Genomic DNA, 21,997 nt, shown 5'->3' on the forward strand with positions numbered 1-21,997 from the left:
CCGGGGTGAGGGTCAGAGCATGTTCTTGATCGGCTGGGGTGTTTCCGGCACGGCCTGGGCGATGATCTCGGTCGCCTCCCGTGGCGTGAGCAGGCGGGCGTCGCGCAGGAGGCGGACGGAGTCCTCCCACTGTTTCCGTGCTTCGCCGTGCCGTTCGAGGTCGTGCAGCGTGGTGCCGAACCACCAGCGTGACACGGCTTCCTTCAGGCGGTATCCCGACTCGCGGAGCAGCCGCACGGCCGTCGTGTAGCTTTCCATCGCCTCGGGCAGCCGACCGGCATGACGGTAGGCGTCGCCCAGCGAACCGTGTGCGATGCCTGCATCGGCGAGCGGGCCCGCCTTCGGCCCCAGCTCCACCAACTGGCGTGCTTCCGCGATCGCCTCGTCGAAGCGCCCCTGACGGTAGTAGACATGCACCCGGTTGTTGCGGATCGTGGCGGTGGCCCCAGGGCGTTCGGCGTCGTCGTTGAGCTCCAACGCCGACTCCAAGTAGCCGAGTGCCTCGTCGAGACGGCCCACGATCGTGTTGATGACGCCGAGGTTGTTGAGCACCCCGACCTTCCGCCGAGGCAGACCGGCACGGTCCCAGCCGGTGAGAGCTGTCTTCAGTTGCGCGATCGCGGCGTCGTAGCGGCCCTGGTCCCGGTAAACCCAGCCGAGAAAGCTGCGGAGCTGGGCCTTGTCCTCCCATGCCCCGATGCGATCGGCCACCTCGATGGCGTGCGCGTAGATGTCGGCCAGTTGCGTGTGCCAGCCCTGGTAGCAGAAGGGCCAGTGCAGTCCGATGGCCAGGCCGACGGCGGTCGCCGGGTCGGGGCCGTCGAACGCCTGCTGCGCGGTGGCGAGCAGGTTGTCCCGCTCGTCCTGGACCCATCGTTCCGCCTCCGCCAGGTCCTTGAAGGTGATGTCGGGCAACTCGACGGGGCATCGCAGTACGGGATCGCTGTTGAGCATGGTGCTCGCCATCCAGAGGGTGGTCAGGTAGTGGTGGAGCGCGCGCCGTACGGCGGCGGTGCGCTCCTCCTCCGACAGGTCCTGGTGGGCACGTTCGCGGGCATAGAGACCGACCAGGTCGTGGAACTGGTAGCGGTCGGGTCCGGCGGCCTCGAGGAGACGAGCGTCCTGCAGGCGTTCCAGGGCGGCTTCGGCGCGGTGGTGAGGCCAGCCGGTCAGGGCGGCGGTGGCGGCGGGGGTGTGGGTGGGCAGGCCGAGCAGGCCGAGCAGGGGCAGCAGGTCGGCTGCGTCGCGGCCGGCGGGTTCTTCTCGGAGGCGGTGGTGGCTGACCGCGATGCTGGCGCGGATGGCCAGGTCGGCGTACTCCAGCATGTCCAGGCGGCGGGTGGCGTCGGCCAGCCGTACTTCCAGGTCGGACAGGGTCCAGTCGGGGCGGGCGGCCAGGCGGGCGCCGACGATCCGCAGGGCGAGGGGGAAACCGCCGCACAGGTGGACGATCCGCTCAGCCGCCTGCGGTTCGGCGCGTACCCGGTCGGGTCCGGCCAGGCGGGACAGTAGCGCGGCGGCGTCGGCGGCATTCAGGGTGCCCAGGTGGAGGTGGCGGGCGTTGTCCAGGGTGGCCAGCGGGTCCCGGCTGGTGATCAGGACCCGGCAGCCTGGGCCGGCGGGGATGAGCGGGCGGATCTGGCGCGCGTCGCGGGCGTTGTCCAGGATGACCAGCAGGTTGCAGGTCGCGGTCAGGGAGCGGTAGCGGGCGGCGGCCTCGCCCGGGTCGGCGGGGACGGCGGCGCCGTCCAGGCCGAGGGAGCGCAGCAGGTGGCGCAGGGCTTGGGCCGGGGGTAGTGGGTCGAGTCCGGGGGTGGATCCGTGCAGGTTGAGGTAGATGACACCGTCGGTGAATCGGGCGGCCATGGCGTGGGCGGCGTGGACGGTCAGGGCGGATTTGCCGATGCCGCCGGGTCCGTCGATCACGGTGATGGTGGGCCCGTGGGCGGGTCCGTCGGCGGGGCCGAGTGCGGTGCGTAGGCGCTGGATCTCGGTGGCGCGGGCGGTGAAGGCGTGGGTATCGGCGGGCAGTTCGGCCGGGATGTACGGCTCGCTGAGCGTGGCCTGTTGGGCCGGGGTGGTCAAGTCAAGGAGTGGGTCCTTGACCAGGACGGCCTGGTGCAGGCGGCGTAGTTCTGCGCCGGGTTCGATGCCGAGTTCAGAGACCATGATCCGGCGGGTGTCCTGGTAGACGGCGAGCGCTTCGGATGGGCGGCCGGCGCGGTGCAGGGCGAGCATGAGCTGGGCGGCGGGACGTTCGCGTAGTGGGTGGGCCCGCACGTGCACGGCCAGGTCGGCGGCCAGCGAATGGTGGTCGCCGGCGGCGAGGCGGAGATCGGCGTGGTCTTCCAGGACGGTGCGGTGTATTTCTTCCAGGCGGGTGGCTTCGATTCGTGCCCAGGGGGCGGTCAATCCGGCCAGTGGTTCGCCTCGCCACAACTGCAGGGCTTTGCGGAACAGGGCGTCCGCGGCGTCCCTGGCCCCCTGCGCCTGGGCGGTGCGGGCGCGTTTGGCCAGGCGGATGAACAGGTGGGCGTCGATGTGGTCGGGTTCGAGCGCGAGCCGGTAGCCGCCGGGCATGGTCTGGACGATCTCTTCGGTGGTGTGAGGTCCGAGGATTTCGCGGAGTTTGGAGATCACGATGTGAAGTTGTTTGGCCACGGTCGCCGCGGAGCTGTCTCCCCATATGTCGGTGAGGATCCGCTCGGTGGGTACGGCCTGCCCGGCGTCCAGGGCAAGTCTGGCCAGCACGCCGATTCGTCGATGCCCGGCGAACCGGACCGGTTCGTCAGCGGCCAGGACCTGCCACGGGCCGAGGAATCTGATCTCCAGCGCCATGAGGAGCGTACTTCCCTCCTTAACGGGGTCGACATTGTAACGAGATGGCCGACTTATCCGCGGCGATGACGCATGGAACACCGTCTTCATGCGGACTTCCGGCGTCTTGGTTCATGTGCATGTCTAGACGTGCAGGCTTACAGATGCCTTGCAAATGACGCGCCAGGCTACTGATCACCAGAGAGACCACGGCAGGACGTCCCCACGGCGTCCGCACCGGCTGGCCACACGGTGGGATCGGGCCGGCGCTGCGCTGAAGGCGGTCTGCAAGTCGTCAAGCAAGTTGTCCACCCGCAATCCCGCCATCACCGTCGTCGCCCCTGTTTACAGCGACCCAGCGGTGGCGGCGTGGAAGGCGCTTGACGGGGAGACGAAGCTTGTCGGGCGTTCGCCTGAGACCCCCACATTCCTGCCGTACATCGGCTCGTACCCCAGCCTTATATGGAGGATTGTGTCGTGATCTCTGTGGCCAATACCATCGCCCCTGCATCTTCGTATCGCACAGGAGGTCTCGTGACACACATCAGACTGCTCAAGAAGCTCGCCGTTGTGGCCGCAGCCGGGCTTCTCGCGCTCGGCCTTGGCGCTGCGACCGCCTCTTCCGCCTCCGCCGCCGGGCCCCCCGAGAAAATCTACGACGTCACCCCCTCCGGCGAAATCTCCTCCGCCCCCCTTCAGTAGTGATTCCACGGTGCCCCCGGTCGGCACGGTCAACGTCTCTCAACTGGCATGGCGCGACTAGATCTTGCTCCGGAGCAGTCTCAGTTGGCCACCTCGCGCGGCTCCCAGAGCAGGCCGTCAACCTGCTTGGCGACGGTGTCACGGATGCCGTCGGTGACGTGCTGGTATCGGCGCGCCATGCCGCTGCTGGACCACCCCATGATGGCCATCACCGTCCGCTCGGGAACTTCCGGGATCGCTGCAAGGGCTGACGGGGCGGCCGGTCGCTGTGGTGAAGACCCACTCCCCCTATTGCCGGAGTCGTCGCGCCTTGGCGTGCTCCGTCTTCTGTCCCTTGTCACCTGGAAATCCTGAGCGTCACACCGGCGGCCGGGCGAGTTTGGTGGCCACGGCGTCGAGGACAGCGCCGAACTCGCCGAGTCCGTCGCCGCCGCCCCCGGCCCCGGCCCCGGCGATCTGGATGAGGCCGTCCGCGCCTTCGAGGAACAGATGTGGGCACGGGCCGGCAGGTGGGCGAAGATCACGACGGCCGGTCTGGACCGCCTCGTGAGCCCGGACCCCACCGAAGCCCTCGCCCTCTTCGACGAAGTCCAGCCATCCTGACTGCCAGCCGCGAGAGCACCAGCGTGGGCGGGAGCGGGCGGGGAGGATGCGCAGCGCCACCTCGCCAAGCGTCCGGAGAGCTCTGCCGGCGACCCGACGCTGCGTAGCGTGACATGCGAGCGGCACGCCGCAGCAGAAGGGGTGTGCCGTGATCGCGGCACACCCGCATCACGTGGTGATCGAAACCGCGGCCAGGACGACGCCCATCGCCGCTGCGGTCTCCTCGTCCGTGCGCTTCGCGTTCGCGTGGGCGGCTCCGGCCGCCGCATCCGCCAGTGTCGGCCATCGCGATTCGCTCAGCTTGCGATCGGGCGTGAATCCCACGGGCGTGAACCGGTAGCACCCCAGCTCGGCGACGTATCCAGCCGTCGCGACGAGCTTCTTGCCGTTGAGAAGCACCTGGGCGCCCCGCTGGTCGTAGCGGATCGTGTAGGTGTGGGCCGAGCCGGGTGTGCTCGTGACCTTGACGCCCCGCGCCACGCCTTCCGCGTCCCACCAGATCTGCACGGTCTTCGGCATCCCGCCTCCTGATCTTCGTCCCACCATGCTACGTAACAGGACGGCTTGAGTGGAGGTGCTACAGGTCATCACGTTTCGGTCAGGAACCCAGGACCTCGACGTCCCCCGAGTCGCTCGACATGGTGATCGAGCGCGGCGCGGCCGGGTCATGGACGGTGTCGATCTTCTTGTTGCCCGAATCGGTGGTGAGGGCGACCTTGTAGGGGCCCTGCGGCACGCGTACGACGCTGGTGCCGGAGTCCGTCTTCGTCTCGACCTTGCCGGGCTGAGCGGTGAAGGTCAGGGTGATGTCGCCCGAGTCGGTCTTGGTGGCGACCTGCTTGCCCGTCAGCCCTTCGGCTTCGATGGTGCCCGAGTCGCTGTTCGCCTCCACGTCTCCGGAGAGGTCCTGCAGCGTCACCTTCCCCGAGTCGCTCACGGCCTTGACGCGCAGCCCTCTGGGGATCTCCACCTGATAGCCGACGTCGCAGCCCGCGTCGCCCATCCAGCCGCCGGGGCAGGTGAACGCGAGCGTCAGCGTGCCGCCTCGCGTCCCATGGCTGGTGACGGGCTTGTTCTTACGCCAGGTGATCCGCTCGGTCACGTGGATGCCCTGCCGGTCGGACTCGATCACCTCGATGTCGCCCGCGTCGGTCTCGACCTGGAGCGCGGTCACCTTCTCCGTGACGTCGTAGGACGCCGTGTCCTCCTGGAGGGGGCCGGCGATGCCGCACCCCGCCAACAGCGCAGCCAACGCGAGCGAGCCCGCGATCACGCCTGATGTCCTCATGCGCCGAGTCTCCTCCGGAAGGGGTGGGGCGTCGTCCGGGAGGACCCTGAAGCTCCCCCTGACTCCGCCCTGAGGCCGCTAGGCCGTCGTGAGGGCCTTGGAGCGGTCCGTGGCCAGATGGACGGCCATGCCGCCGAGCACGGTCCCCATGAGGTAGCGCTGTGCGCGCACCCACAGCGGGCGACGGGCGAGGAAGGCGGCCAGGCTGCCCGCCGAGATGACGATCAGGCCGTTGACCAGGGTGCCGACGGCGATCTGCGCCGAGCCGAGCGCGAGGCTCTGCAGCAGGACGTGTCCCATGGAGGGGTCGATGAACTGCGGGAGCAGCGACAGGTAGAGAATCGCGATCTTGGGGTTCAGCAGACAGGTGAACAGGCCCATGGCGAAGAGCGTGCGAGCCGGCTCGACGGGGAGATCACGGGTCTCGAACGCCGAGGTGCCGCCCGGCTTGACGGCGTTCCAGGCGAGCCAGAGCAGGTAGGCGGCTCCGGCGAGCTTGAGCGCCGTGTACGCGGCGGGGACGTAGGCGAAGATGGCCGTCAGCCCCAGGCAGGTGGCGGTCAGATACGTGGTGAACCCCAGGAAGACGCCCATGAGGGAGATGAGTCCGGCCCTGCGGCCCTGGGTTATCGACCTGGAGACCAGATAGATCATGTTCGGCCCAGGAGTGAGGACCATGCCCAGGGACACCAGGGCAATCCCTATTATTCCGCCCGTCATATAGGAATATTAGCGGACAAACCCGTGAAAATCTTGGCTCGTTCAGCATCGCACCCGGCTCGCCACAGCTGACGGGCGGCCCCCTGCACATCACACGCCCCTGCACATCACACGGAGGAATTGCGGCACCTCTTTGGGGAAGCTGACATCCGGCAGCCCAGAGAAAGGGACACCGTCCATGGACTTCAGAGACGATGCCAACCTCGACTCCTCGCAGGTCGAGGACGTCGGCGGGCGTGGAGGCGGAGGCCGAGGCGGTGGCGGGCTCCCCGGTGGCATGGTCATCGGCGGCGGAGGCATCGTCAGCCTGATCGCGCTCGTGCTGGTCTTCGTGCTCAACAACGTGGGCGGCGGCGGCGAGCCCGCCCAGAGCCAGCCCCCGTCGAACCTGGCCGCGCAGTGCCAGACGGGCAAGGACGCCGACCAATCGGAGAAGTGCCAGGTCGTGGGCGTGGTCAACAGCATCCAGGACTACTGGAAGACCGAGCTGCCGGAGTATCGCCTGGCCAAGACGGTCCTGTATTCAGGAGGCGTACGCACCGCGTGCGGCGCCGCCGACTCCTCCGTCGGCCCCTTCTACTGCCCGGGCGACCAGCGGGTCTACCTGGACCTGAGCTTCTTCGACCAGTTGCAGAGCCAGTTCGGCGCCAAGGGCGGCCCCTTCGCCCAGGCGTACGTGATCGCCCATGAGTACGGCCACCACGTGCAGAACCTGCTGGGCGCCCTGGAAGGGGGCAGTTCGGTGGCGACCGAGTTGCAGGCCGACTGCTTCGCGGGCGTGTGGGCCAAGAACGCCTACGAGGGCGGCTTCTACGAAAAGCCGTTCACCGACAACGAGATCGCCGAGGCGATCGACGCGGCCGCGGCCGTCGGCGACGACCGGATCCAGCAACGCAGCGGCGGCCGGGTCGATCCTGATTCGTTCACGCACGGCAGCTCGAAACAGCGTGTGGAGGCCTTCCAGCGCGGATACGGCACCGGAAATCCGGCCCAATGTGCGGCCACCGACCTTGTGTGATCACCGCCGAGAACACAAGTAATCGGATTCTCTCCTAAAATCAGGGGGGTGATCTTCAAGTTGGTCGGCGACGGACGCCCTTATCCCGAACACGGTACGACGAACCGCGAGTGGGCTCAGATACCCCCGCGGCAGGTCCGGCTCGACTCATTGATCACCACCAAGGCCATGCTGGACCTGCACTCGCTGCTCGCCGCCGACTCCACCTTCTACGGCGACCTGTTCCCGCACGTGGTGCAGTGGCAAGGCGAGCTCTACCTCGAGGACGGCCTGCACAGGGCGCTGCGCGCGGCCCTGCATCAACGATCGATCCTGCACGCCAGAGTTCTCGATCTACACAGCTAGGAAAGAGCCGCGATTCGCGGCTCTTTTCTTTTGGCCGGTACGTGAACCGCCGCCCAGTCACGCCGCCTCGCAAGAGCAACCTCGGCGTCATCCACCGCCTTCACTGGTCCGGCGCGGCTCGGTGGTGCGCTCACGCTGGTGGGCATCGAGGTGACGCTCGCCAATCGGGGTCAGGTGGTCTACGACGACTCCCCTGACAACGGGGCCAAGCTGATCGACGCCCAGGGCCGGCAGTACAACTCGCGGCTTCACCAGGTGAGCGAGGGGCAGTCGTTCGGCGGCTCGGCGACGATCAGCGTGGGTGACCGGAGGAAGGGCATGATCGTATTCGAGGTGCCGGAGGGCACGGAACTCGCCAAGTTCCAGTTCGCGCTCAACAGCGGGTTCGCCGACCAGAAGGGCGAGTGGCTGCTGCGCTGACGCTGTCAGCGGACGGCCACGACCTCCGATCCGGGAGAGGACACGGTGAAGATCACCATCGGCGCCTGCCTGTCCCTGACGGGCAGGCACGCCCGTTTCGGCAAGCAGGCGCACCTGGGCCTGCAGGTCTGGAGGTCCGCCACCAGCCAGGCGGACCTGGTGATAGAAGACGATCGCAGTGACGCGCAGGTTCTGGACACCTGCATGCGCCGCCTGCGGGATCGATGCGACCTCCTGCTCGGCCCCTACTCGACCCATCTGATGCGGCGGGCGGGCGCCGTCGCCGCCGAGCTCGGCTGCCTGGTCTGGAACCACGGTGGGGCCGGCGACGACGTCGAATCGGAACGGCCAGGCCATGTCGTCTCGGTGCTGACGCCCGCCGGCCGCTACGCCGAGCCCTTCCTGCGGCACCTGGCGGGCACCGGCAAGACGCCCCCTCTCTGGATCGTGCACGGCAGAGGCGGCTTCGGCAGGCAGGTCGCGGCCGGCGCCGAGGCGATCGCGCGATCACTCGGCATCGAGACCATCCGGCTCGGCCCCGGCGACGGCCTGCCGGTGACCGAGGACGGGGCGTGGAGTCTCTTCTGCGCCGGAGCCTTCGAGGAGGACGTCGACACCGTGGCGAGGGCCAGGGCGATGCCGTCACCCCCGGACACGGTGTGCGCGGTGGCCGCGGGGGTCCGCGAGTTCGGCCGGGCGATCGACGATCCCCACGGCGTCTACGGCGTGGGGCAGTGGTTTCCGGGCAGCGGGCGCGCGGCGGAGACGGGCATCTCCGAGACCGGTTTCCTGACCGCCTACCAGGAGCAAGCCGGTGAACTGCCCGACTATCCCGCCGTCCAGGCCGCGGCCACCGCGACCATCGCGACCCACTGCGCGACCCTGGCAGGGAGCACGGCGCGTGCTGCCCTGTGGTCGACGGCCGCCGGCCTGGAGACGACCACTCTGTTCGGCAGCTTCAAGATCGACCCTGCCACCGGCTCCCAGCTCGGCCACCGGGCGACGCTGGTCAGGTGGGGAGCCGACGGCCTGTCCGGACATGCGTCGGGCCCCTGAACTGCGCCAGCAGTTCAGGGGCCCGACGTCACGGCGGTGGTGGTGGGATTTGAACCCACGGATGAGTTGCCCCATCACACGCTTTCGAGGCGTGCGCCCTCGGCCACTAGGCGACACCACCGTCGATGAGCTTACCGGATCCTCCGAGTGGCGAAGAACTTCTTTAGCACCGCCGAGCTCTCCTCGGCCAGCACCCCCATGACGACCTCGGGGCGGTGGTTCAGCCGGCGGTCCCTGACGACGTCCCAGAGCGAGCCGATGGCGCCGCCCTTGTCGTCGACCGCGCCGTACACGATCCTGTCGATCCTCGACAGGACGGCGGCTCCCGCGCACATGGTGCAGGGTTCGAGCGTGACGACCAGCGTGCAGCCGCTCAGTCGCCACTGGCCTCGCTCCCGCGCGGCCTGCCTGAGGGCGAGCACTTCGGCGTGCGCGGTGGGGTCGGCGGTGCTCTCGCGGTCGTTGCCGGCGGCTGCGAGCACCTCGCCGAGCGGGCCGAGCACCACCGCCCCGACCGGCACCTCACCCCTGGCCGCCGCGGCGACCGCCTCCCGCAGAGCCAGGCGCATCGCGTCCGCGTGGTTCACCGCAAGCGGTCGAGCTCGTCGGCGAAGGACAGCCGCTCGGCCAGCACCGAGAGGATGTCGGCCGGGAGCAATCCTTCCTCCATGCTCAGCTCCAGCAACTCCTCGGAGCTCACACCCAGGTCGCTGAGGAGCTCGAAGTCGCCGGCGGGCTGTACGCCGAGCTCGCTCGCCTCCCTGTCGGGCGCCACGCCCGCGAACTCGGCGAACAGCTCGCCCAGGTGATCGGAGAGGATCGCGTGGGCGTCGGAGAGGAACACCCGCGGCTCCTCGTCACCGCGGTAGCGGACGATGGCGAACCACTCGTCCTCCACCTCGACGCAGAGCAGCGCGAGCTCGTCGCCGGCCAGGCCGAGCGCTTCGACCACGGCGTCGCCGAAGTCGTCGACTATCTCAGAGTCACGCAGGTCGACCTCGGCGCCGCTCCAGCCGCCGGAGGTCTTGACGAAGGCCGCGGAGAAGGTGTTCGCCATGTGCGCTCCATGGGGTCAGTCGAAGACCGATTCGATGGCCCGCTCGAACGGCTCGGAGAAGCCGAGCCGCGCGGCGATGCTGGACAGCACCTCGTCGGGCAGCAGGTCGACGTCACCGGAGAGGATGCCCAGCTCCATCTCGTCCAGCCCGAGGTCGGCGAAGATCGACAGGTCGCCGGCGGGCAGCGCGGTGTCCTCGTCCTGGAGGATCTCGTCGAGCTCCTCCTCGTCGGGGACCGGCACGTCGAGGTATTCGAGGACCTGCCCGGCCAGCGGGAAATCCCACGACGCGGCGATGTCGGACAGGAAGACGTCGACCCGATCGCCGAGCACGCGCAGCGCCACGAAGAACTCATCCCCAACGGCGACCAGGCCAATCGTGCCGCTCTCACTCGGCTGCTGACGCATGGCCTTGATCAGCCCGTGGAGATCGGAGGTGAGCGCGACGGGCAGCAGCTCGGCGTCCCAGCAATCGTCCTCGAGATAGACCACGATGGCGAAATCGAGCGCGTCTTCGTCTGTCATCGCGATCCCCCACACCCGACTCTGACAGGCCAGAGCCTCTTCGGTTTCCAATCGTTCCAGAACCGACCGGCCGCCGTGGGCCTGTCCGACCAAATTGTGATCAAAACAGAGGACGCGACGTGCCGGTACGTTCCACACAAGATAGCGTTGTCCCTTATGGAAACCCTCGTCGTCGACCATCCGCTCGTGGCGCACAAGCTCACCACACTGCGTGATGTCCGCACCGACTCGCCCACCTTCCGCCGCCTGGCGGACGAGCTGGTGACGCTGCTGGCGTACGAGGCCACCCGCGATGTACGGGTCGCGGAGGTGACGGTCGAGACCCCGGTGGCCACCGCCAGGGGTGTGCGGATGGCCAAGCCCTACCCGCTGGTGGTCCCGATCCTGCGTGCGGGGCTCGGCATGCTCGACGGCATGACCAGGTTGCTGCCGACGGCGGAGGTCGGCTTCCTCGGCATGATCCGCAACGAGTCGACGCTGCAGGCCGAGACGTACGCCACCCGGCTGCCGGACGATCTGTCGGGACGGCAGTGCTACGTGGTGGACCCGATGCTGGCCACCGGCGGCACGCTGGCGGCGGCCGTGCAGTTCCTGTTCGACCGCGGGGCGGTGGACGTCACGGCCCTGTGCCTGCTCGCCTCCCCTGAGGGCCTGGCGTACATGGACAAGGTGTTCGCCAATTCCGGCAAGCCGATCCGGGTGGTGACGGCCGCGCTCGACGAGCGGCTCAACGAGAACGGCTACATCGTGCCCGGTCTCGGCGACGCCGGAGACCGGCTCTACGGCGTCGTCTGACAAATCCTTTTCCCCTACGCGCAGCACCCACTTCGTTACATACTGTGTTCGTGTGGGTACGAAGAGTGAGGAAGGCAACTTCCGCTGGGGCGTGGGGGAGCACGATGAGCGTTTGTCCGATCACCGAGGTGTTCTCGTGAACGATCGCACCGAGGCCGATCCAAGTCCGTACGCGGAGGTGGAGACGGCGCTGCGCGAGGAGTTCGCGGGCGTCCACTCCGCTGCCACCGTAACGCGCTGCGTCGAGGCCGCGCACTACGGCGCGCTGGAGGTCACCGGCTATGCCCACCCCAGTCTCGTAGAGCGGATCGCCCGCAAGCACCTCCACGTCCTCGCCCTCGTGGCGAGCGATCGTGGGTAAGCAAGATCGGAACTAGCCCGAGAAGTCATCTTTACCCCGGCTACAGGGTGGGTAATGTATACGGCGGGTGGAGTGGGTAAGTGTACGGAGGCGACAGTGCAGGTCAAAAAGGTCCTCACATACGGTGGTGTCGCGTTTGTCGCGTACTACCTGTTCGCACGACCAGCTGATGCCGCGGACGCGGTCAAGGGGGCGTTCGACACGGTGTTCAACGCGGCTGACTCGTTGGCCCAATTTGTGAACCAACTCGCATGAGACTTGTGACCCACGGGGACTCTGCTCCGTCGTCGGTCAACCGTTACCTCCTCCCCCACGAACAACAAGTCATCATGGTGCGGCGTCACCCTGCCGTCCTGCTGCGTCCGGTCGCCGAGGTCTTCGGCGGCCTGATCGTCGCCGGACTGCTCAGCAGGTTCTTCGGCGGCAGCGAAGGGGGCGGCACCGCCCTCGTGGTCGTGTGGTGGCTCTGGCTGCTGCTCCTGATCCGTTTCGTATGGAAAGTCGCCGAGTGGTCGGTTGACTACTTTGTGGTCACCTCGAAACGGATGCTCTTGACCACAGGGCTGATCACGCGCAAGGTCGCGATGATGCCCCTGCAAAAGGTCACCGACATGAGCTTTCAGCGATCTCTGCTTGGGCGCATGCTCGGTTACGGAGAGTTCATCCTGGAGTCGGCCGGTCAGGACCAGGCACTCTCCACCGTGGAGTACATTCCGTATCCCGAGACCTTGTACCTCGAGGTCTGCCAGATGCTTTTTCCTGGCAAGGACGACGGAGACGATTAATCTTCGCGTGGAGAATTCTTCACGCGGGGATACCCGATTCGGCTACTTCATGCAATCATTGCGTGTTGTTGACCCTTCCCCGCCTTGAGAGATGAGATGCCGAGTCAGGGAACCATCGGTGACCGCGTCCGAGGATTGCGGCTTAACAGGCGGATGTCTCAGGCCCAGCTGGCCGGACCCGACCTGTCGGACAGTTACGTCTCGCTCATAGAGTCGGGCAAGCGCACACCGACTCCAGTCGTCGCACGCCTCCTGGCCGAGAGGCTCGGCTGCACCACCGAGTTCCTCCTGCACGGGATCGAGCCTCGGCAGCGCATCGACACCGAACTCGGCCTGCGCCATGCCGAGCTTGAGCTGCAGCACGGCGATCCCGCCGTGGCCGCCGACCGCTACACGGAGATCGTGAAGGCGGCCGACGAGGAGAATGCGATGCTGACCGCGCACGCCCGTTTCGGCCGGGCGCGCGCTCTTGAGGCACAAGGCCGCCTCGGCCAGGCCGTCGAGGCCTTCGAGCGCCTTCGCAGAGAGGCCGCCGCGCACCCGGAGCGCCTGGCCGACCTGCCGCTCACGGTCGCGCTGAGCCGCTGCTACCAGCGGGCCGGCGATCGGCTGCGGGCCCGCGACCTGGCGGGCAGGGCGCTGGAGCAGGCGGAGCGCATGTCCATCACCCAGGGCGAGATCGCCGTCGACCTGGCCGCCGCGCTGGTCGAGGCCCGTGGCGACCGTGAGGCCGTGTCCCCGGAGCTCTCCTATGTCAAGAGGGTGCTCGACGTCGCGGGCGTGCCTGAAGTTGTGGACCGTTCCGGAGAGATTCACGCACTGTGGCAGGCGAGCAGCGCGGCGGCCGCGGGCGAGGACTCCGCGCTGGCCGTGCGGCTGGCCGACGACGCCATCAACGCCGGCCGCCAGGAGCGGCTCGCGCTCCAGCTCGCCAGGACCGCCATGCACTGGGCCAGGCTCGAATCGGCGCCGCTCGGCGAGGCCGAGCGCCTGGCGGAGGCCGCGGCGCGCACGTTCGCTTCGTGCGCCGGCCGGGAGCGGGAGCACGGCGAGAGCCTGATCGTGCACGCCAGGGTCAAGCTGCGTGCCGCTGATCCGGCGCGCGCGGGGGCCCTCGCGGCCGAGGCGCTCGAGTTGCTGCCTGATGCTCCGGGCACGGCTGTGGCCGAGGCGCACCTGGTGTGTGCCACGGTCGCGCTGAGCCTGGGCGGCGACCCTGCCACGCATCTCGGCAAGGCCCGCACGCTGCTCGGCGGACGTGGTCGGCAGGTGTTCGGCTCCGACCGGCAGGCCGCTCGCTGCTGGCGTGAGCTGGGCGACCTGTATGGCCAGGTGGGGGACCGAGCACAGCAGACCGCCGCATATCGTAAGGCCCTGGAAGCCGCCGGGGTCCGCTCCATGATGGCCGGGCTGACAGTCGACGCCACGATCTCGCACTGACCTCCGGGGGCCTCCAGTCTTGGCTTTTCAGGCCTGGAGTAGACTAGGGTTCTCCAGTCATTGACTCATAGGATGATTGGTTTCCCCCGGAGGAGGCGGACTGTGAGTCTGCGTACGGCGCAGCGGGCTTCGCTCGTGGACCAGGTGATCGACCAGCTGAAGGAGCAGATCACCTCAGGGTCGTGGCCGATGAATGGCAAGATCCCGACCGAGACCGTGCTGGCGGAGCAACTCGGCGTGGGACGCAACACCGTTCGCGAGGCCGTGCGCGCGCTCACCCATGCCGGGCTGCTGGAGTGCCGTCAGGGTGACGGCACTTACGTCCGCGCCACCAGCGAGCTCTCGGGGGCCATGCTCAGGCGGCTGCGGCAGGCCGAGCAGCTGGAGATCCTGGAGGTAAGGCGGGCGCTCGAGGTCGAGGCCGCTCGCCTGGCCGCCACCCGGCGCACCGACGAGGACATCGTCCTCATCGAGGCCGCCCTGGCGGAGCGCGACCGGGCCTGGGAGGTCGACGACCCCGACTTCTTCGTCGAGGCGGACCTGGCCTTCCACATGGCCGTCGCGCACGCCACGCACAACCTCGTGCTCATCGACCTCTACGAGGACTTCTCCGCCGCGCTGCGGGCCAGCATCACCGCGGCGGGCACCTCGCTCAACAAGAGCTACATCCCGCACGACGCGATCGCCCGAGCCATCGCCGCCGGAGACGCCACCGCCGCCGAGCGCGCCGGTCACGCGTGCATGGAGCACATCCTCATCGCCCTGACCGACGGCTAGTCACCGGCGGAGCCGCTCGGAGTGGTCGGCGGCGAAGTCCTCGAACGCGCGGGCCGGGCGGCCGAGCACATCCGCGAAGTCCGTCGTGGTGAAGTCGCCCCAGCCGCCCGTGTAGGCCTTGGCGTATTCGACGTTGACCGCCGCCTGCCACTCCGGCAGGCCGGCTCCGAGCATCGCCTCGTAGGCCGCCTCCGGGGTCACCGGCTCGTAGGCGATGGGCGTGCCGTAGATCGGGGCCAGCCGGGAGGCCGCCTCGCGCAGGGAGATGCTCTGCGGGCCGGTGATGGTGTAGGTCCTGCCCTCGTGCGCCGAGGGATCCCGCAGCACCTGGGCGGCGAACTCGGCGATGTCGCGCACGTCTATGAGGCCCATCCTGCCTTCCCCTGTCGGGCCGTAGAGGGTGGAACCGCTCACCGAGCCGAAGAGGTTCTGCATGAAGAAGGCCGGCCGGATGACGGTCCAGCCAAGGCCGGAGGCGGCGAGCTCGGCGTCCGACAGCGCGTGCAGGCGGCCGTTGCGGGTGGGAGCGTCGTGTCCCGCGCCGATCGCCGACATGCGGACCACGTGCCGCACTCCGGCCTGGCGAGCGGCCCACACGGCGTTCATGCTCGCGTGTGGCGCCTGCGGGCCCATGGCGGTCAGCAGCCACAGCACATCCACGCCTTTGAAGGCGGCGTCCAACGTCTGCGGCCTGTCCAGGTCGCCGACCGCCACCTCGACGCCGGTGGGCGCCCTGGCGGGATCGCGGACCAGCACCCGCACGTCGTCCGTGCTGGGCAGGGCGCTCAGCAGGGCGCTGGAGACATTGCCGGTGGCGCCGGTGATCAGAATGGTCATGTCAGTTTCCGCTCTCGGTCGTGGTGCCCTCTTCCGCGGACACCAGTTCGTCGATCAGGGCGAAGAAGGCGCCGATGCCGGCCAGGTTCGCGCCCTTGGCCCGGGAGGCGGCGAAGTCGTCCGGCGAGCGCCACTCCACGATGTCGAGCCACTCGTCGTCCGCCAGACGCACGAGGCGGGCGCCGAGGAAGCCGGCGCGGTCTGCGCGGAAGTCCGCGATCATGCCCGGCCGCGCTGCCAGCAGCTGGTCAGCACGGTCCGGGGACACCCGAAACCGGGTGAGTTCCACCGTTGTCGTCATACCGGTAAGATATGGTAAGGATTTATGACGGTCAAGTTTAGTGACTATTAGGAGGATGTGGCCGTGCGCCGCAGCGAACGCAAGCAAGCTGACCCGGACCTCGGCATCCTGAGCAGCCGCACGCTGTTCAGCCTGCAGCGGGAGCTGTTCACGACACTCGCGGAGCAAGGGCACCCCGAGCTCCGGCCGCGGCACGGGGCGGTGCTGGCCTATCTGAACGAGGAAGGCAGCAGGGCCACCGACCTGGCCGCGCAGTCAGGCCAGCACAAGCAGGTCATCGGGACACTGGTGGACGAGCTGGTCGAGCTCGGCTATGTGGAGCGGCAACCGGATCCGGCCGACCGCCGGGCCAAGCTGGTGGTGCCCACGCCGAAAGGGCTCGACGAGATGGCCCGCTCCGACGCCATCGTGGCCGCCATCGAGGAGCGGCACGCGCGGGCCGTGGGCGAGGAGGCCTACGCGGAGTTCAAGCGGGTCCACAGGCTGATCGCCGGGCGGCAGTCAGCTCAGACGCAGTGACATCACCAGATAGCGGAAGACGGGCTCGGCGTCACCTGGCACGTCCTGGACCAGGGCCGGCCTGGTCGGCGACTCCATGTTGAGGCGAGCCAGCTCGGTGTCGATGCCGGTGAGGCCGTCGAGGAGGAACTGCGACTGGAAGGCGATCTGGATGTCGTCGCCGCGCAGCTCGCACTCGACCACCTCGGCGCCGCGGCCGATGTCGCCGCCACCCGCCTGGATCAGCACCTGGCCCTGGCTGAACGACAGCCTGATGGCGGTGTTGCGCTCGGCCACCAGGGCCACCCGCTTGATGGCGGCGACGAACGGCGCCACCCGCACGTCTGCCCTGATCGACCAGTCGGCGGTCAGCCGGGAGCGGTAGTCGATGAACTGCTCGTCGAGCAGCCTGACAGTGGTGCTGCGGCCGACGCTCTCGAACCCGGCCACTCCGTCGCCGAGCGCCACGGACACCTCGCCGCCGCGCAGCGACTTGGCCACCTCCACCAGCACCCGGGCGGGCACCATGGCCGAGACCGAGGCGTCGGGGCTGACGGGACGCCAGGCGAAGTCACGGGCGGCGATGCGGTAGCGGTCGGTCGCGGCCATCGTGATCGACTCGCCGTCGACGTCCACCCTGATGCCGGTGAGCATGGGAAGCGTGTCGTCACGGCTGGACGCCGGAGCCACCTGACCGACGGCGGAGGCGAACACCCCGCCACCGATCGCGCCGATGCTCGTCGGCATCGTCGGCATGGTCGGGAAGTCCTCCACGGGCATGGTGATCAGCCCGAACTCGGCGCTGCCACAGGTGAGCACCGCTTCGGACCGCTCGGTGACGATCTCGACGTCGTCGGCCGGCAGGCTGCGGCTGATCTCCGCGAGCAGGCGTCCGGGGATCAGCACACTGCCGGTCTCGGCCACGTCGGCGTCGACCATGGCCCGAGCGGACACGTCGTAGTCGAACGCGGACAGGCTCAGCTCCTCGCCGGCCTCCAGCAGCAGCCCGGACAGCACCGGCGTCACAGGGCGGCTGGGCAGGACCCTGGCGGCCCACGCGACCGCGTCGGCCAGGACATCGCGGTTAACCCGGATTTTCACCTGATCCACCCTTTCTTTCTCGCGTGCCTTCTAGAAAATAGCCGAGGCCACCGACAAAGCGTTCCCGTCATCGATGTCCTGACTCCGGCACCGGCGGTGTTACACAACCGCTATTTGATCAACTTTGTCATGGCTCGCTAGGGTTGGGCGCCTTTGTTGGGTCCTGATCAGATCACTCCCGGGGAGTGCCGTGCGTCGCTACCGTTTCGGCAGGATCGCCGCGCTTCTCGCTACCGCCTACGTGCTCGCGGCCGTCGCGTTCGGCGTCATCGCGCTGGCAACCGGTGACCCCGGGCTGCTACGGCGGCTCGCCGTCGGGACCTGGGGATCTGGCTCCGTACCCTTCACCTGGTGGGTGGAGCTCGGCCTGGTCGCGGGCGCCGTCCTGCAGGGCTGGGCCTACTGGCAGGTGCTGCGCGGGCGGCTCGCGGGCGAGCCGGGGAGCCGGGAAAGGCAGGTCCGACTACTGCGGGCGGCCCTGTACCTCGGCATCGCCTGCACGCTGCTGTTCTGGCTCCCGATCCCGTACCAGTGGTGGTTCGGGCTGCTCGACGGCGTGATCCAGCTCGCCGTCGTCTGGCTGTTCTTCGTGGTACTCGCCGGGGTCCTTCCCCGATGGCTACGGCTCATCGGGCTTGTGGCGGGCCTGCTCGACGTCGCCATCAGGCTGGTCTCCACCGTCGCCCTCACTCTCGAGCCGCTGCCCCATCTCCTCGAGTTCCTCTGGCGACTGCCGTTCGGCGCGATCTACCTGCTGTGGCTGGTGCCGATCCTGGTCGGCCAGGCCAGGGACCCTCGCTGGAGCCCGGCCACCGTGCGGATGGGTGTGATCTCGGCGTCGCTCACGTTCGTGACGCCCTCGTCGTACTCGTATGTAACGATCGGCGGCGACGTGGACCACACCGTCGAGGTGCTGTACACACTCCTCGGCGTCCTGGGCGTCTTCGGGACTGTGTGGCAGGCCCGCTCCGCCCACGAACTGGCCGGCCCGCCGCCCCTGCCGTCCCCGGCCCGGGTCATGCCCGCGCGGGCGGCGGCCCGACCGTGGCCGCCGGCCGCGATGGCGGTCGCGTTCCCGCTGATCCCCGCGGCCGTCAACCTCGCGCACGGGATGCCGATGTGGATCGGCCCCAGGGGCGCGGTCGACAATTTCTTCCGCGAGTACACCAGTTACCCGGCCGGCCTGCTGTGGCTCGCTGTAGACGTGCTCGTCGGGGTCGGCGCCCCCGCCGTGCTGGTCCTGGTCGCGGTCGTACGCAGGACCCGGCGGCTGCTGCGCGGCACGATGGCGGCTCTGACCCTCGCCGCCGCGGCGGGCGTCGGCTCCGCCCTCACCCACCGGCCGGACCCGTACTCGGATCTCTACTCCGAGCTGCCCGGCGACCGGCTGGCAGGCCATCAGGACGGCCTGGTCGCCGAGGGCTTCGGCCTCTCACCGCTGTGGTACAGCGCCGCGCTCGCCGCCTCCGCCCTCGTCCTGCTCTTCCTGTACGGCGCTCCCCCCGCCGCCCGGCTGCGGCACCACGTACTCGTCACGGCGCTCGCCACCTCCGTGGCGCTGTGCTTCCTGCCCGTCGCCGACCAGTCACGCGGCCCGGTCACCACGGCCGAGGAGTGCTCGCCGCCGGAGCCCTGGGAGATGCGGGAGGAGGCGGAACCCCGGCCGTTGACGGGTCCGCGTGCCTTCATCTGCGCGGTCCGCGAACACGAGGTGCTGAAGCTCCCCGCCACCACCCCCGACCAGGTGCTGCTCGCCCACGGACGCCGCCTGTGCGGCGCACACACCCGCGACGACCCGCGCGAGCTCACCCGCCTGCAGGCCGTGGAGGGAGTGAGCGTGCGCGGCATGGACTGGGCGCTCGCCGGGATCTGCCCGTCCGCCGACTCGGCGGTCAAGGCCAGAAAGGCCGCACAGGAGCGCGAGTTCGCGGCGTTCGACGCCGAGGAGCAGCGCAAGTGCGACGCCACCCCGCACCACCAGCCCCTCATCAAGCCCGCCAGGTCGATCCGGCTCAAGGAGCCGGAATGGCCCGAGGCAGGGCTGCAGCTGTTCGAGCCGACAGAGGACGGCGACCTCGCCGGCGACGAGTTCGACACGGGCCTGGTCTCCGGCGGTCCCGGCCACCTGGTTGTGGGGACGAGCTCCGACTACCACATCTGCGTCACCCTGGAGACGTACAAGCGCCGCCCGCCGGTGGAGACCAAGGGCTGGCAGCACGTCGTCGAGGTGGGTCACGACAGCCCGACCGGAAAGATCGTCTTCACGGACGGCCTCAGCGGCACCCAGCTGCCGGACCTGTCGCTCAATGGCCGCAAGGGGCACTACCGCATCCGCGTGCATTTCGCCTGGTTCCCCTGGAACGGCGACGAGTACGGCACCCAGCGGCTGCTGATCATGGCGTACCCGGCGCCGGGCGACAAGGCCGTCACGTACCGCAAGCCCGCCGCGCAGCGGTGACTAGCGGCTGTTGAGGTGGGCGAGGACGGCCAGGACCCGTCGGTTGTCGTCGTCGGAGGGGGCCAGACCGAGCTTGGCGAAGATGCTGGCCGTGTGCTTGGCCACGGCGCTCTCGCTGAGGAAGAGCCGCTGCGAGATGGCGGCGTTGGAGCGCCCCTCCGCCATGGCTTCGAGCACCTCCCGCTCGCGCGGCGTGAGTGCGGCCAGCGGTTCGTGCGCGGCGTTGCTCGCCAGCAGCTTCGCGATGACCTCGGGGTCCATCGCGGTGCCGCCGGCGGCGACCCGGCGGACGGCGTCGATGAACTGCTCGGCGTTGAACACCCGGTCCTTGAGCAGATAGCCGATCGCGCCCGACCCGTCGGCGAGCAGCTCGCGGGCGTAGAGCTGCTCGACGTGCTGGGAGAGCACCAGGATCGGCAGGCCGGGCACCTGGCTGCGAGCCGTGAGCGCGGCCTGCAGGCCCTCGTCGGTGAACGTGGGCGGCAGCCGTACGTCCACGATGGAGACGTCGGGGCGCAGCTCCAGCAGGCCCTTGAGCAGCTCGGGGCCGCTCTCCACGGCGGCGACCACGTCGAAGCCGTGCGCCTGCAGCAGATGCACGAGACCGTCTCTGAGCAGGTAGAGATCTTCGGCGACCAGTACGCGATTCATCAAGCGAACCATAGGCGATTCCCCGCCCTGCACGCGTTGCCGTCCTTGTCGTGCATCGTGGGCAGCGCCACTGCCAGCACGTACATGGCCGTGCCGAGCGCGATCATCAACGCGATGACCGGCCACTGCCAGGGGCCCGGCAGGTGCATGGCGAGGAACCAGGACTCCTCGTCGAAGCCGATGAGCTTGAAGATGGCCGGCACGACCCCCTGGGGGAACAGCGGGCACCAGGCCGTCGCATGCAGGGCCACGACCGTGATCGCCTTCCAGCGCGGCATCTTGGGCAGGTTGCCCGCCCAGTATTCGGGCAGCACCCACGGCAGCTCCATGGTGACCGTGGTGGGCCCGCCGGGCGGGCTGTTGATCGCCATCACGCCGTCGAAGGCCGCGAGCCGGCGCTCGATGCCGGTCAGGCCGCTGCCCTTGGCCGGGTCGGCGCCTCCCCAGCCGTCGTCGGTCACCGTGATCCGCAGGTTGGGGCCGTTGCCGCTGATGTCGACCAGCACCGCCCGGGCTGCGCCGTGCCTGGCGGCGTTGGCGAGCAGCTCGCTGATCGCGAAGTAGGCGGCCGCCTCCACCGGCGCCTCCGGCCGGTGCGGCAGATCCGCGTCCACCGTCACCCGCAGCGTGCTGTCCATCGCCAGCGCCCGCACCGCGTCCCCCAGCCCGCGCTCGGCCAGCACCGGAGGGTGGATGCCGCGGATGATCCGGCGCAGCTCCGTCAGCGTCTCCGCGGACGCGTCTCTGGCCTTGGACATCAGCGCCCTGGCCGCGGTCGGGTCGTCGCCGAGCAACTGCTCGGCGGCGCCGATCGTCATGCCGATCGCCACCAGCCTGGCCTGCGTGCCGTCGTGCAGGTCACGTTCGATCCTGCGCATTTCGGCCGCCTGGGTGTCCACGGCGAGGTTGCGTACTTTGCTGAGGTGGCTGACCTGGCTGGCCAGGCGGCTGGCCGTGGTCGCGGCCAGCAGCAGCTCGCACCACAGGCCGTACACGCGCAGCCCGCGGCCGGGAAGCAGCAGGAACAGCGGCACCAGGAGGAGCTTGACCAGGGGATCGAGGACCAGCCACAGCACCTCGCGCCAGGTGGCGGGGTCGGTGAGCATCCACTTCCAGCGGTCGTTCCAGGCCGGCACCCGTGGCGTCTTGTAGAGCGTGCGGTTCGATCGGTAGAAGCCGTCGGCCTGCGGCTGCGGAGCCGGCGGCGGCGGGAGGTAAGGAGCCTCGATCTCCACCCCGGATGATTCGCGCACCAGCCTCCTGGTCATCCGCGTCACCGACCGGATCATCCGGACCTGCGGCGGAAAGAGGAAGACCATGCCCAGTCCGAAGGTGAGCATCACAGCGAGAAGCGACGTGGCGAGCACTAACAGCTCCACCACGATCAGTGCGAACAGCACCAGGACGTGAGCGAACTTCCGCAGCATGTCCCTAGTGTGCGC

Annotated in this window: 26 protein-coding genes and 1 tRNA gene; 12 read left to right on the forward strand and 15 right to left on the reverse strand. The window is 69.0% G+C overall.

Features of this window, described 5'->3' with window-relative positions:
- Positions 1 to 12: 12 nt before the first annotated feature.
- Entirely contained in the window at positions 13 to 2,838 is a 2,826-nt protein-coding gene (locus V5E28_RS23690; RefSeq protein WP_336209228.1) for an AfsR/SARP family transcriptional regulator, read from the reverse strand.
- 513 nt (positions 2,839 to 3,351) lie between these two features.
- Between V5E28_RS23690 and V5E28_RS23695 the strand changes: the two genes are divergently transcribed.
- Positions 3,352 to 3,519 carry a hypothetical protein gene (locus tag V5E28_RS23695; RefSeq protein ID WP_336209229.1) on the forward strand — a complete coding sequence of 56 codons (168 nt, stop codon included), beginning with the start codon at positions 3,352 to 3,354 and terminating at the stop codon, positions 3,517 to 3,519.
- A gap of 80 nt (positions 3,520 to 3,599) precedes the next feature.
- On the opposite strand, the gene V5E28_RS23700 is transcribed toward V5E28_RS23695, so the two are convergent.
- The 5 genes from V5E28_RS23700 to V5E28_RS23720 all read right to left on the reverse strand — a co-directional run bounded on the left by V5E28_RS23700 (position 3,600) and on the right by V5E28_RS23720 (position 6,100).
- On the reverse strand, positions 3,600 to 3,728 hold the full coding sequence (locus V5E28_RS23700) for a hypothetical protein (protein ID WP_336209230.1): 129 nt from the start codon (positions 3,726 to 3,728) through the stop codon (positions 3,600 to 3,602).
- A 148-nt stretch (positions 3,729 to 3,876) separates the two neighbouring features.
- The gene (locus tag V5E28_RS23705) at positions 3,877 to 4,182 is read right to left on the reverse strand and encodes a hypothetical protein (protein ID WP_336209231.1); all 306 of its coding nucleotides are present in this window, start codon (positions 4,180 to 4,182) and stop codon (positions 3,877 to 3,879) included.
- Positions 4,183 to 4,290: 108 nt separating this feature from the next.
- Complete coding sequence (locus V5E28_RS23710) at positions 4,291 to 4,641, reverse strand: hypothetical protein (protein WP_336209232.1); 351 nt, start codon at positions 4,639 to 4,641, stop codon at positions 4,291 to 4,293.
- Positions 4,642 to 4,720: 79 nt separating this feature from the next.
- On the reverse strand, positions 4,721 to 5,410 hold the full coding sequence (locus V5E28_RS23715) for a DUF4097 family beta strand repeat-containing protein (protein ID WP_336209233.1): 690 nt from the start codon (positions 5,408 to 5,410) through the stop codon (positions 4,721 to 4,723).
- A gap of 78 nt (positions 5,411 to 5,488) precedes the next feature.
- On the reverse strand, positions 5,489 to 6,100 hold the full coding sequence (locus tag V5E28_RS23720) for a LysE family translocator (protein WP_336209234.1): 612 nt from the start codon (positions 6,098 to 6,100) through the stop codon (positions 5,489 to 5,491).
- A 208-nt stretch (positions 6,101 to 6,308) separates the two neighbouring features.
- Between V5E28_RS23720 and ypfJ the strand changes: the two genes are divergently transcribed.
- From ypfJ to V5E28_RS23740, 4 genes are all read left to right on the forward strand, one after another.
- On the forward strand, positions 6,309 to 7,148 hold the full coding sequence (gene ypfJ, locus V5E28_RS23725) for a KPN_02809 family neutral zinc metallopeptidase (protein ID WP_336209235.1): 840 nt from the start codon (positions 6,309 to 6,311) through the stop codon (positions 7,146 to 7,148).
- Between the two features lie 48 nt (positions 7,149 to 7,196).
- A complete protein-coding gene (locus V5E28_RS23730; protein WP_336209236.1) occupies positions 7,197 to 7,493 on the forward strand; it encodes a type II toxin-antitoxin system VapB family antitoxin in 297 nt (98 codons plus the stop codon).
- A 138-nt stretch (positions 7,494 to 7,631) separates the two neighbouring features.
- Positions 7,632 to 7,913, forward strand: a complete 282-nt coding sequence (locus V5E28_RS23735) for a DUF4352 domain-containing protein (protein WP_336209237.1) — start codon at positions 7,632 to 7,634, stop codon at positions 7,911 to 7,913.
- Positions 7,914 to 7,958: 45 nt separating this feature from the next.
- Positions 7,959 to 8,969: an ABC transporter substrate-binding protein gene (locus tag V5E28_RS23740; RefSeq protein ID WP_336209238.1), complete on the forward strand. Its 1,011-nt coding sequence runs from the start codon at positions 7,959 to 7,961 to the stop codon at positions 8,967 to 8,969.
- A 34-nt stretch (positions 8,970 to 9,003) separates the two neighbouring features.
- Here V5E28_RS23740 and V5E28_RS23745 read toward each other — a convergent pair.
- The 4 genes from V5E28_RS23745 to V5E28_RS23760 form a co-directional block, all read right to left on the reverse strand.
- Positions 9,004 to 9,090: transfer RNA gene (locus V5E28_RS23745), tRNA-Ser, on the reverse strand.
- A 10-nt stretch (positions 9,091 to 9,100) separates the two neighbouring features.
- A complete protein-coding gene (gene tadA, locus V5E28_RS23750) occupies positions 9,101 to 9,556 on the reverse strand; it encodes a tRNA adenosine(34) deaminase TadA (protein ID WP_336209239.1) in 456 nt (151 codons plus the stop codon).
- Positions 9,553 to 10,026: a tRNA adenosine deaminase-associated protein gene (locus V5E28_RS23755; RefSeq protein WP_336209240.1), complete on the reverse strand. Its 474-nt coding sequence runs from the start codon at positions 10,024 to 10,026 to the stop codon at positions 9,553 to 9,555. Before V5E28_RS23755 ends, tadA begins: the two co-directional genes overlap by 4 nt.
- A gap of 15 nt (positions 10,027 to 10,041) precedes the next feature.
- Complete coding sequence (locus V5E28_RS23760; RefSeq protein ID WP_336209241.1) at positions 10,042 to 10,551, reverse strand: tRNA adenosine deaminase-associated protein; 510 nt, start codon at positions 10,549 to 10,551, stop codon at positions 10,042 to 10,044.
- Positions 10,552 to 10,707: 156 nt separating this feature from the next.
- On the opposite strand from V5E28_RS23760, the gene upp reads away from it, so the two are divergent.
- The 5 genes from upp to V5E28_RS23785 all read left to right on the forward strand — a co-directional run bounded on the left by upp (position 10,708) and on the right by V5E28_RS23785 (position 14,709).
- A complete protein-coding gene (gene upp, locus V5E28_RS23765; RefSeq protein ID WP_336209242.1) occupies positions 10,708 to 11,346 on the forward strand; it encodes a uracil phosphoribosyltransferase in 639 nt (212 codons plus the stop codon).
- 136 nt (positions 11,347 to 11,482) lie between these two features.
- Positions 11,483 to 11,707, forward strand: coding sequence for a hypothetical protein (locus V5E28_RS23770; protein WP_336209243.1), 225 nt, complete (start codon positions 11,483 to 11,485; stop codon positions 11,705 to 11,707).
- 251 nt (positions 11,708 to 11,958) lie between these two features.
- Complete coding sequence (locus V5E28_RS23775) at positions 11,959 to 12,492, forward strand: PH domain-containing protein (RefSeq protein ID WP_336209244.1); 534 nt, start codon at positions 11,959 to 11,961, stop codon at positions 12,490 to 12,492.
- A gap of 96 nt (positions 12,493 to 12,588) precedes the next feature.
- Positions 12,589 to 13,932 (forward strand): helix-turn-helix transcriptional regulator, encoded by a 1,344-nt coding sequence (locus V5E28_RS23780; protein WP_336209245.1) that lies wholly within the window; start codon positions 12,589 to 12,591, stop codon positions 13,930 to 13,932.
- A gap of 102 nt (positions 13,933 to 14,034) precedes the next feature.
- Complete coding sequence (locus V5E28_RS23785; RefSeq protein WP_336209246.1) at positions 14,035 to 14,709, forward strand: FadR/GntR family transcriptional regulator; 675 nt, start codon at positions 14,035 to 14,037, stop codon at positions 14,707 to 14,709.
- Here V5E28_RS23785 and V5E28_RS23790 read toward each other — a convergent pair whose 3' ends face one another.
- Both V5E28_RS23790 and V5E28_RS23795 read right to left on the reverse strand, forming a co-directional pair.
- Entirely contained in the window at positions 14,710 to 15,546 is an 837-nt protein-coding gene (locus V5E28_RS23790; RefSeq protein ID WP_336209247.1) for an SDR family oxidoreductase, read from the reverse strand.
- Position 15,547: 1 nt separating this feature from the next.
- Positions 15,548 to 15,847 carry an antibiotic biosynthesis monooxygenase family protein gene (locus V5E28_RS23795; RefSeq protein WP_336209248.1) on the reverse strand — a complete coding sequence of 100 codons (300 nt, stop codon included), beginning with the start codon at positions 15,845 to 15,847 and terminating at the stop codon, positions 15,548 to 15,550.
- A 63-nt stretch (positions 15,848 to 15,910) separates the two neighbouring features.
- On the opposite strand from V5E28_RS23795, the gene V5E28_RS23800 reads away from it, so the two are divergent.
- The gene (locus V5E28_RS23800; protein ID WP_336209249.1) at positions 15,911 to 16,366 is read left to right on the forward strand and encodes a MarR family winged helix-turn-helix transcriptional regulator; all 456 of its coding nucleotides are present in this window, start codon (positions 15,911 to 15,913) and stop codon (positions 16,364 to 16,366) included.
- Here the strand turns inward: V5E28_RS23800 and dnaN are convergent.
- Entirely contained in the window at positions 16,349 to 17,446 is a 1,098-nt protein-coding gene (dnaN, locus tag V5E28_RS23805) for a DNA polymerase III subunit beta (protein WP_336209250.1), read from the reverse strand. The two genes, V5E28_RS23800 and dnaN, sit on opposite strands and share 18 nt — an antisense overlap.
- Positions 17,447 to 17,636: 190 nt before the next feature.
- Here dnaN and V5E28_RS23810 point away from each other — a divergent pair, with 190 nt between their 5' ends.
- The gene (locus V5E28_RS23810; protein WP_336209251.1) at positions 17,637 to 19,904 is read left to right on the forward strand and encodes a hypothetical protein; all 2,268 of its coding nucleotides are present in this window, start codon (positions 17,637 to 17,639) and stop codon (positions 19,902 to 19,904) included.
- Here V5E28_RS23810 and V5E28_RS23815 read toward each other — a convergent pair whose 3' ends face one another.
- A complete protein-coding gene (locus V5E28_RS23815) occupies positions 19,905 to 20,555 on the reverse strand; it encodes a response regulator transcription factor (RefSeq protein WP_336209252.1) in 651 nt (216 codons plus the stop codon).
- A complete protein-coding gene (locus tag V5E28_RS23820) occupies positions 20,555 to 21,982 on the reverse strand; it encodes a sensor histidine kinase (protein ID WP_336209253.1) in 1,428 nt (475 codons plus the stop codon). The genes V5E28_RS23815 and V5E28_RS23820 overlap by 1 nt, the downstream gene beginning before the upstream one ends.
- Positions 21,983 to 21,997: the final 15 nt, after the last annotated feature.

This window comes from Nonomuraea sp. LPB2021202275-12-8 (genome assembly GCF_037044575.1).
GTDB lineage: Bacteria > Actinomycetota > Actinomycetes > Streptosporangiales > Streptosporangiaceae > Nonomuraea.

Bases quoted from the DNA above. Each gene is read 5' to 3' on its own strand.
- V5E28_RS23715 (WP_336209233.1), bottom strand. From the start codon at position 5,410: ATGAGGACATCAGGCGTGATCGCGGGCTCGCTCGCGTTGGCTGCGCTG.
- V5E28_RS23790 (WP_336209247.1), bottom strand. From the start codon at position 15,546: ATGACCATTCTGATCACCGGCGCCACCGGCAATGTCTCCAGCGCCCTG.
- V5E28_RS23700 (WP_336209230.1), bottom strand. From the start codon at position 3,728: ATGGCCATCATGGGGTGGTCCAGCAGCGGCATGGCGCGCCGATACCAG.
- upp (WP_336209242.1), top strand. From the start codon at position 10,708: ATGGAAACCCTCGTCGTCGACCATCCGCTCGTGGCGCACAAGCTCACC.
- V5E28_RS23690 (WP_336209228.1), bottom strand. From the start codon at position 2,838: ATGGCGCTGGAGATCAGATTCCTCGGCCCGTGGCAGGTCCTGGCCGCT.
- V5E28_RS23780 (WP_336209245.1), top strand. From the start codon at position 12,589: ATGCCGAGTCAGGGAACCATCGGTGACCGCGTCCGAGGATTGCGGCTT.
- V5E28_RS23815 (WP_336209252.1), bottom strand. From the start codon at position 20,555: ATGAATCGCGTACTGGTCGCCGAAGATCTCTACCTGCTCAGAGACGGT.
- V5E28_RS23760 (WP_336209241.1), bottom strand. From the start codon at position 10,551: ATGACAGACGAAGACGCGCTCGATTTCGCCATCGTGGTCTATCTCGAG.
- V5E28_RS23775 (WP_336209244.1), top strand. From the start codon at position 11,959: ATGAGACTTGTGACCCACGGGGACTCTGCTCCGTCGTCGGTCAACCGT.
- V5E28_RS23820 (WP_336209253.1), bottom strand. From the start codon at position 21,982: ATGCTGCGGAAGTTCGCTCACGTCCTGGTGCTGTTCGCACTGATCGTG.
- V5E28_RS23795 (WP_336209248.1), bottom strand. From the start codon at position 15,847: ATGACGACAACGGTGGAACTCACCCGGTTTCGGGTGTCCCCGGACCGT.
- V5E28_RS23710 (WP_336209232.1), bottom strand. From the start codon at position 4,641: ATGCCGAAGACCGTGCAGATCTGGTGGGACGCGGAAGGCGTGGCGCGG.
- V5E28_RS23755 (WP_336209240.1), bottom strand. From the start codon at position 10,026: ATGGCGAACACCTTCTCCGCGGCCTTCGTCAAGACCTCCGGCGGCTGG.
- ypfJ (WP_336209235.1), top strand. From the start codon at position 6,309: ATGGACTTCAGAGACGATGCCAACCTCGACTCCTCGCAGGTCGAGGAC.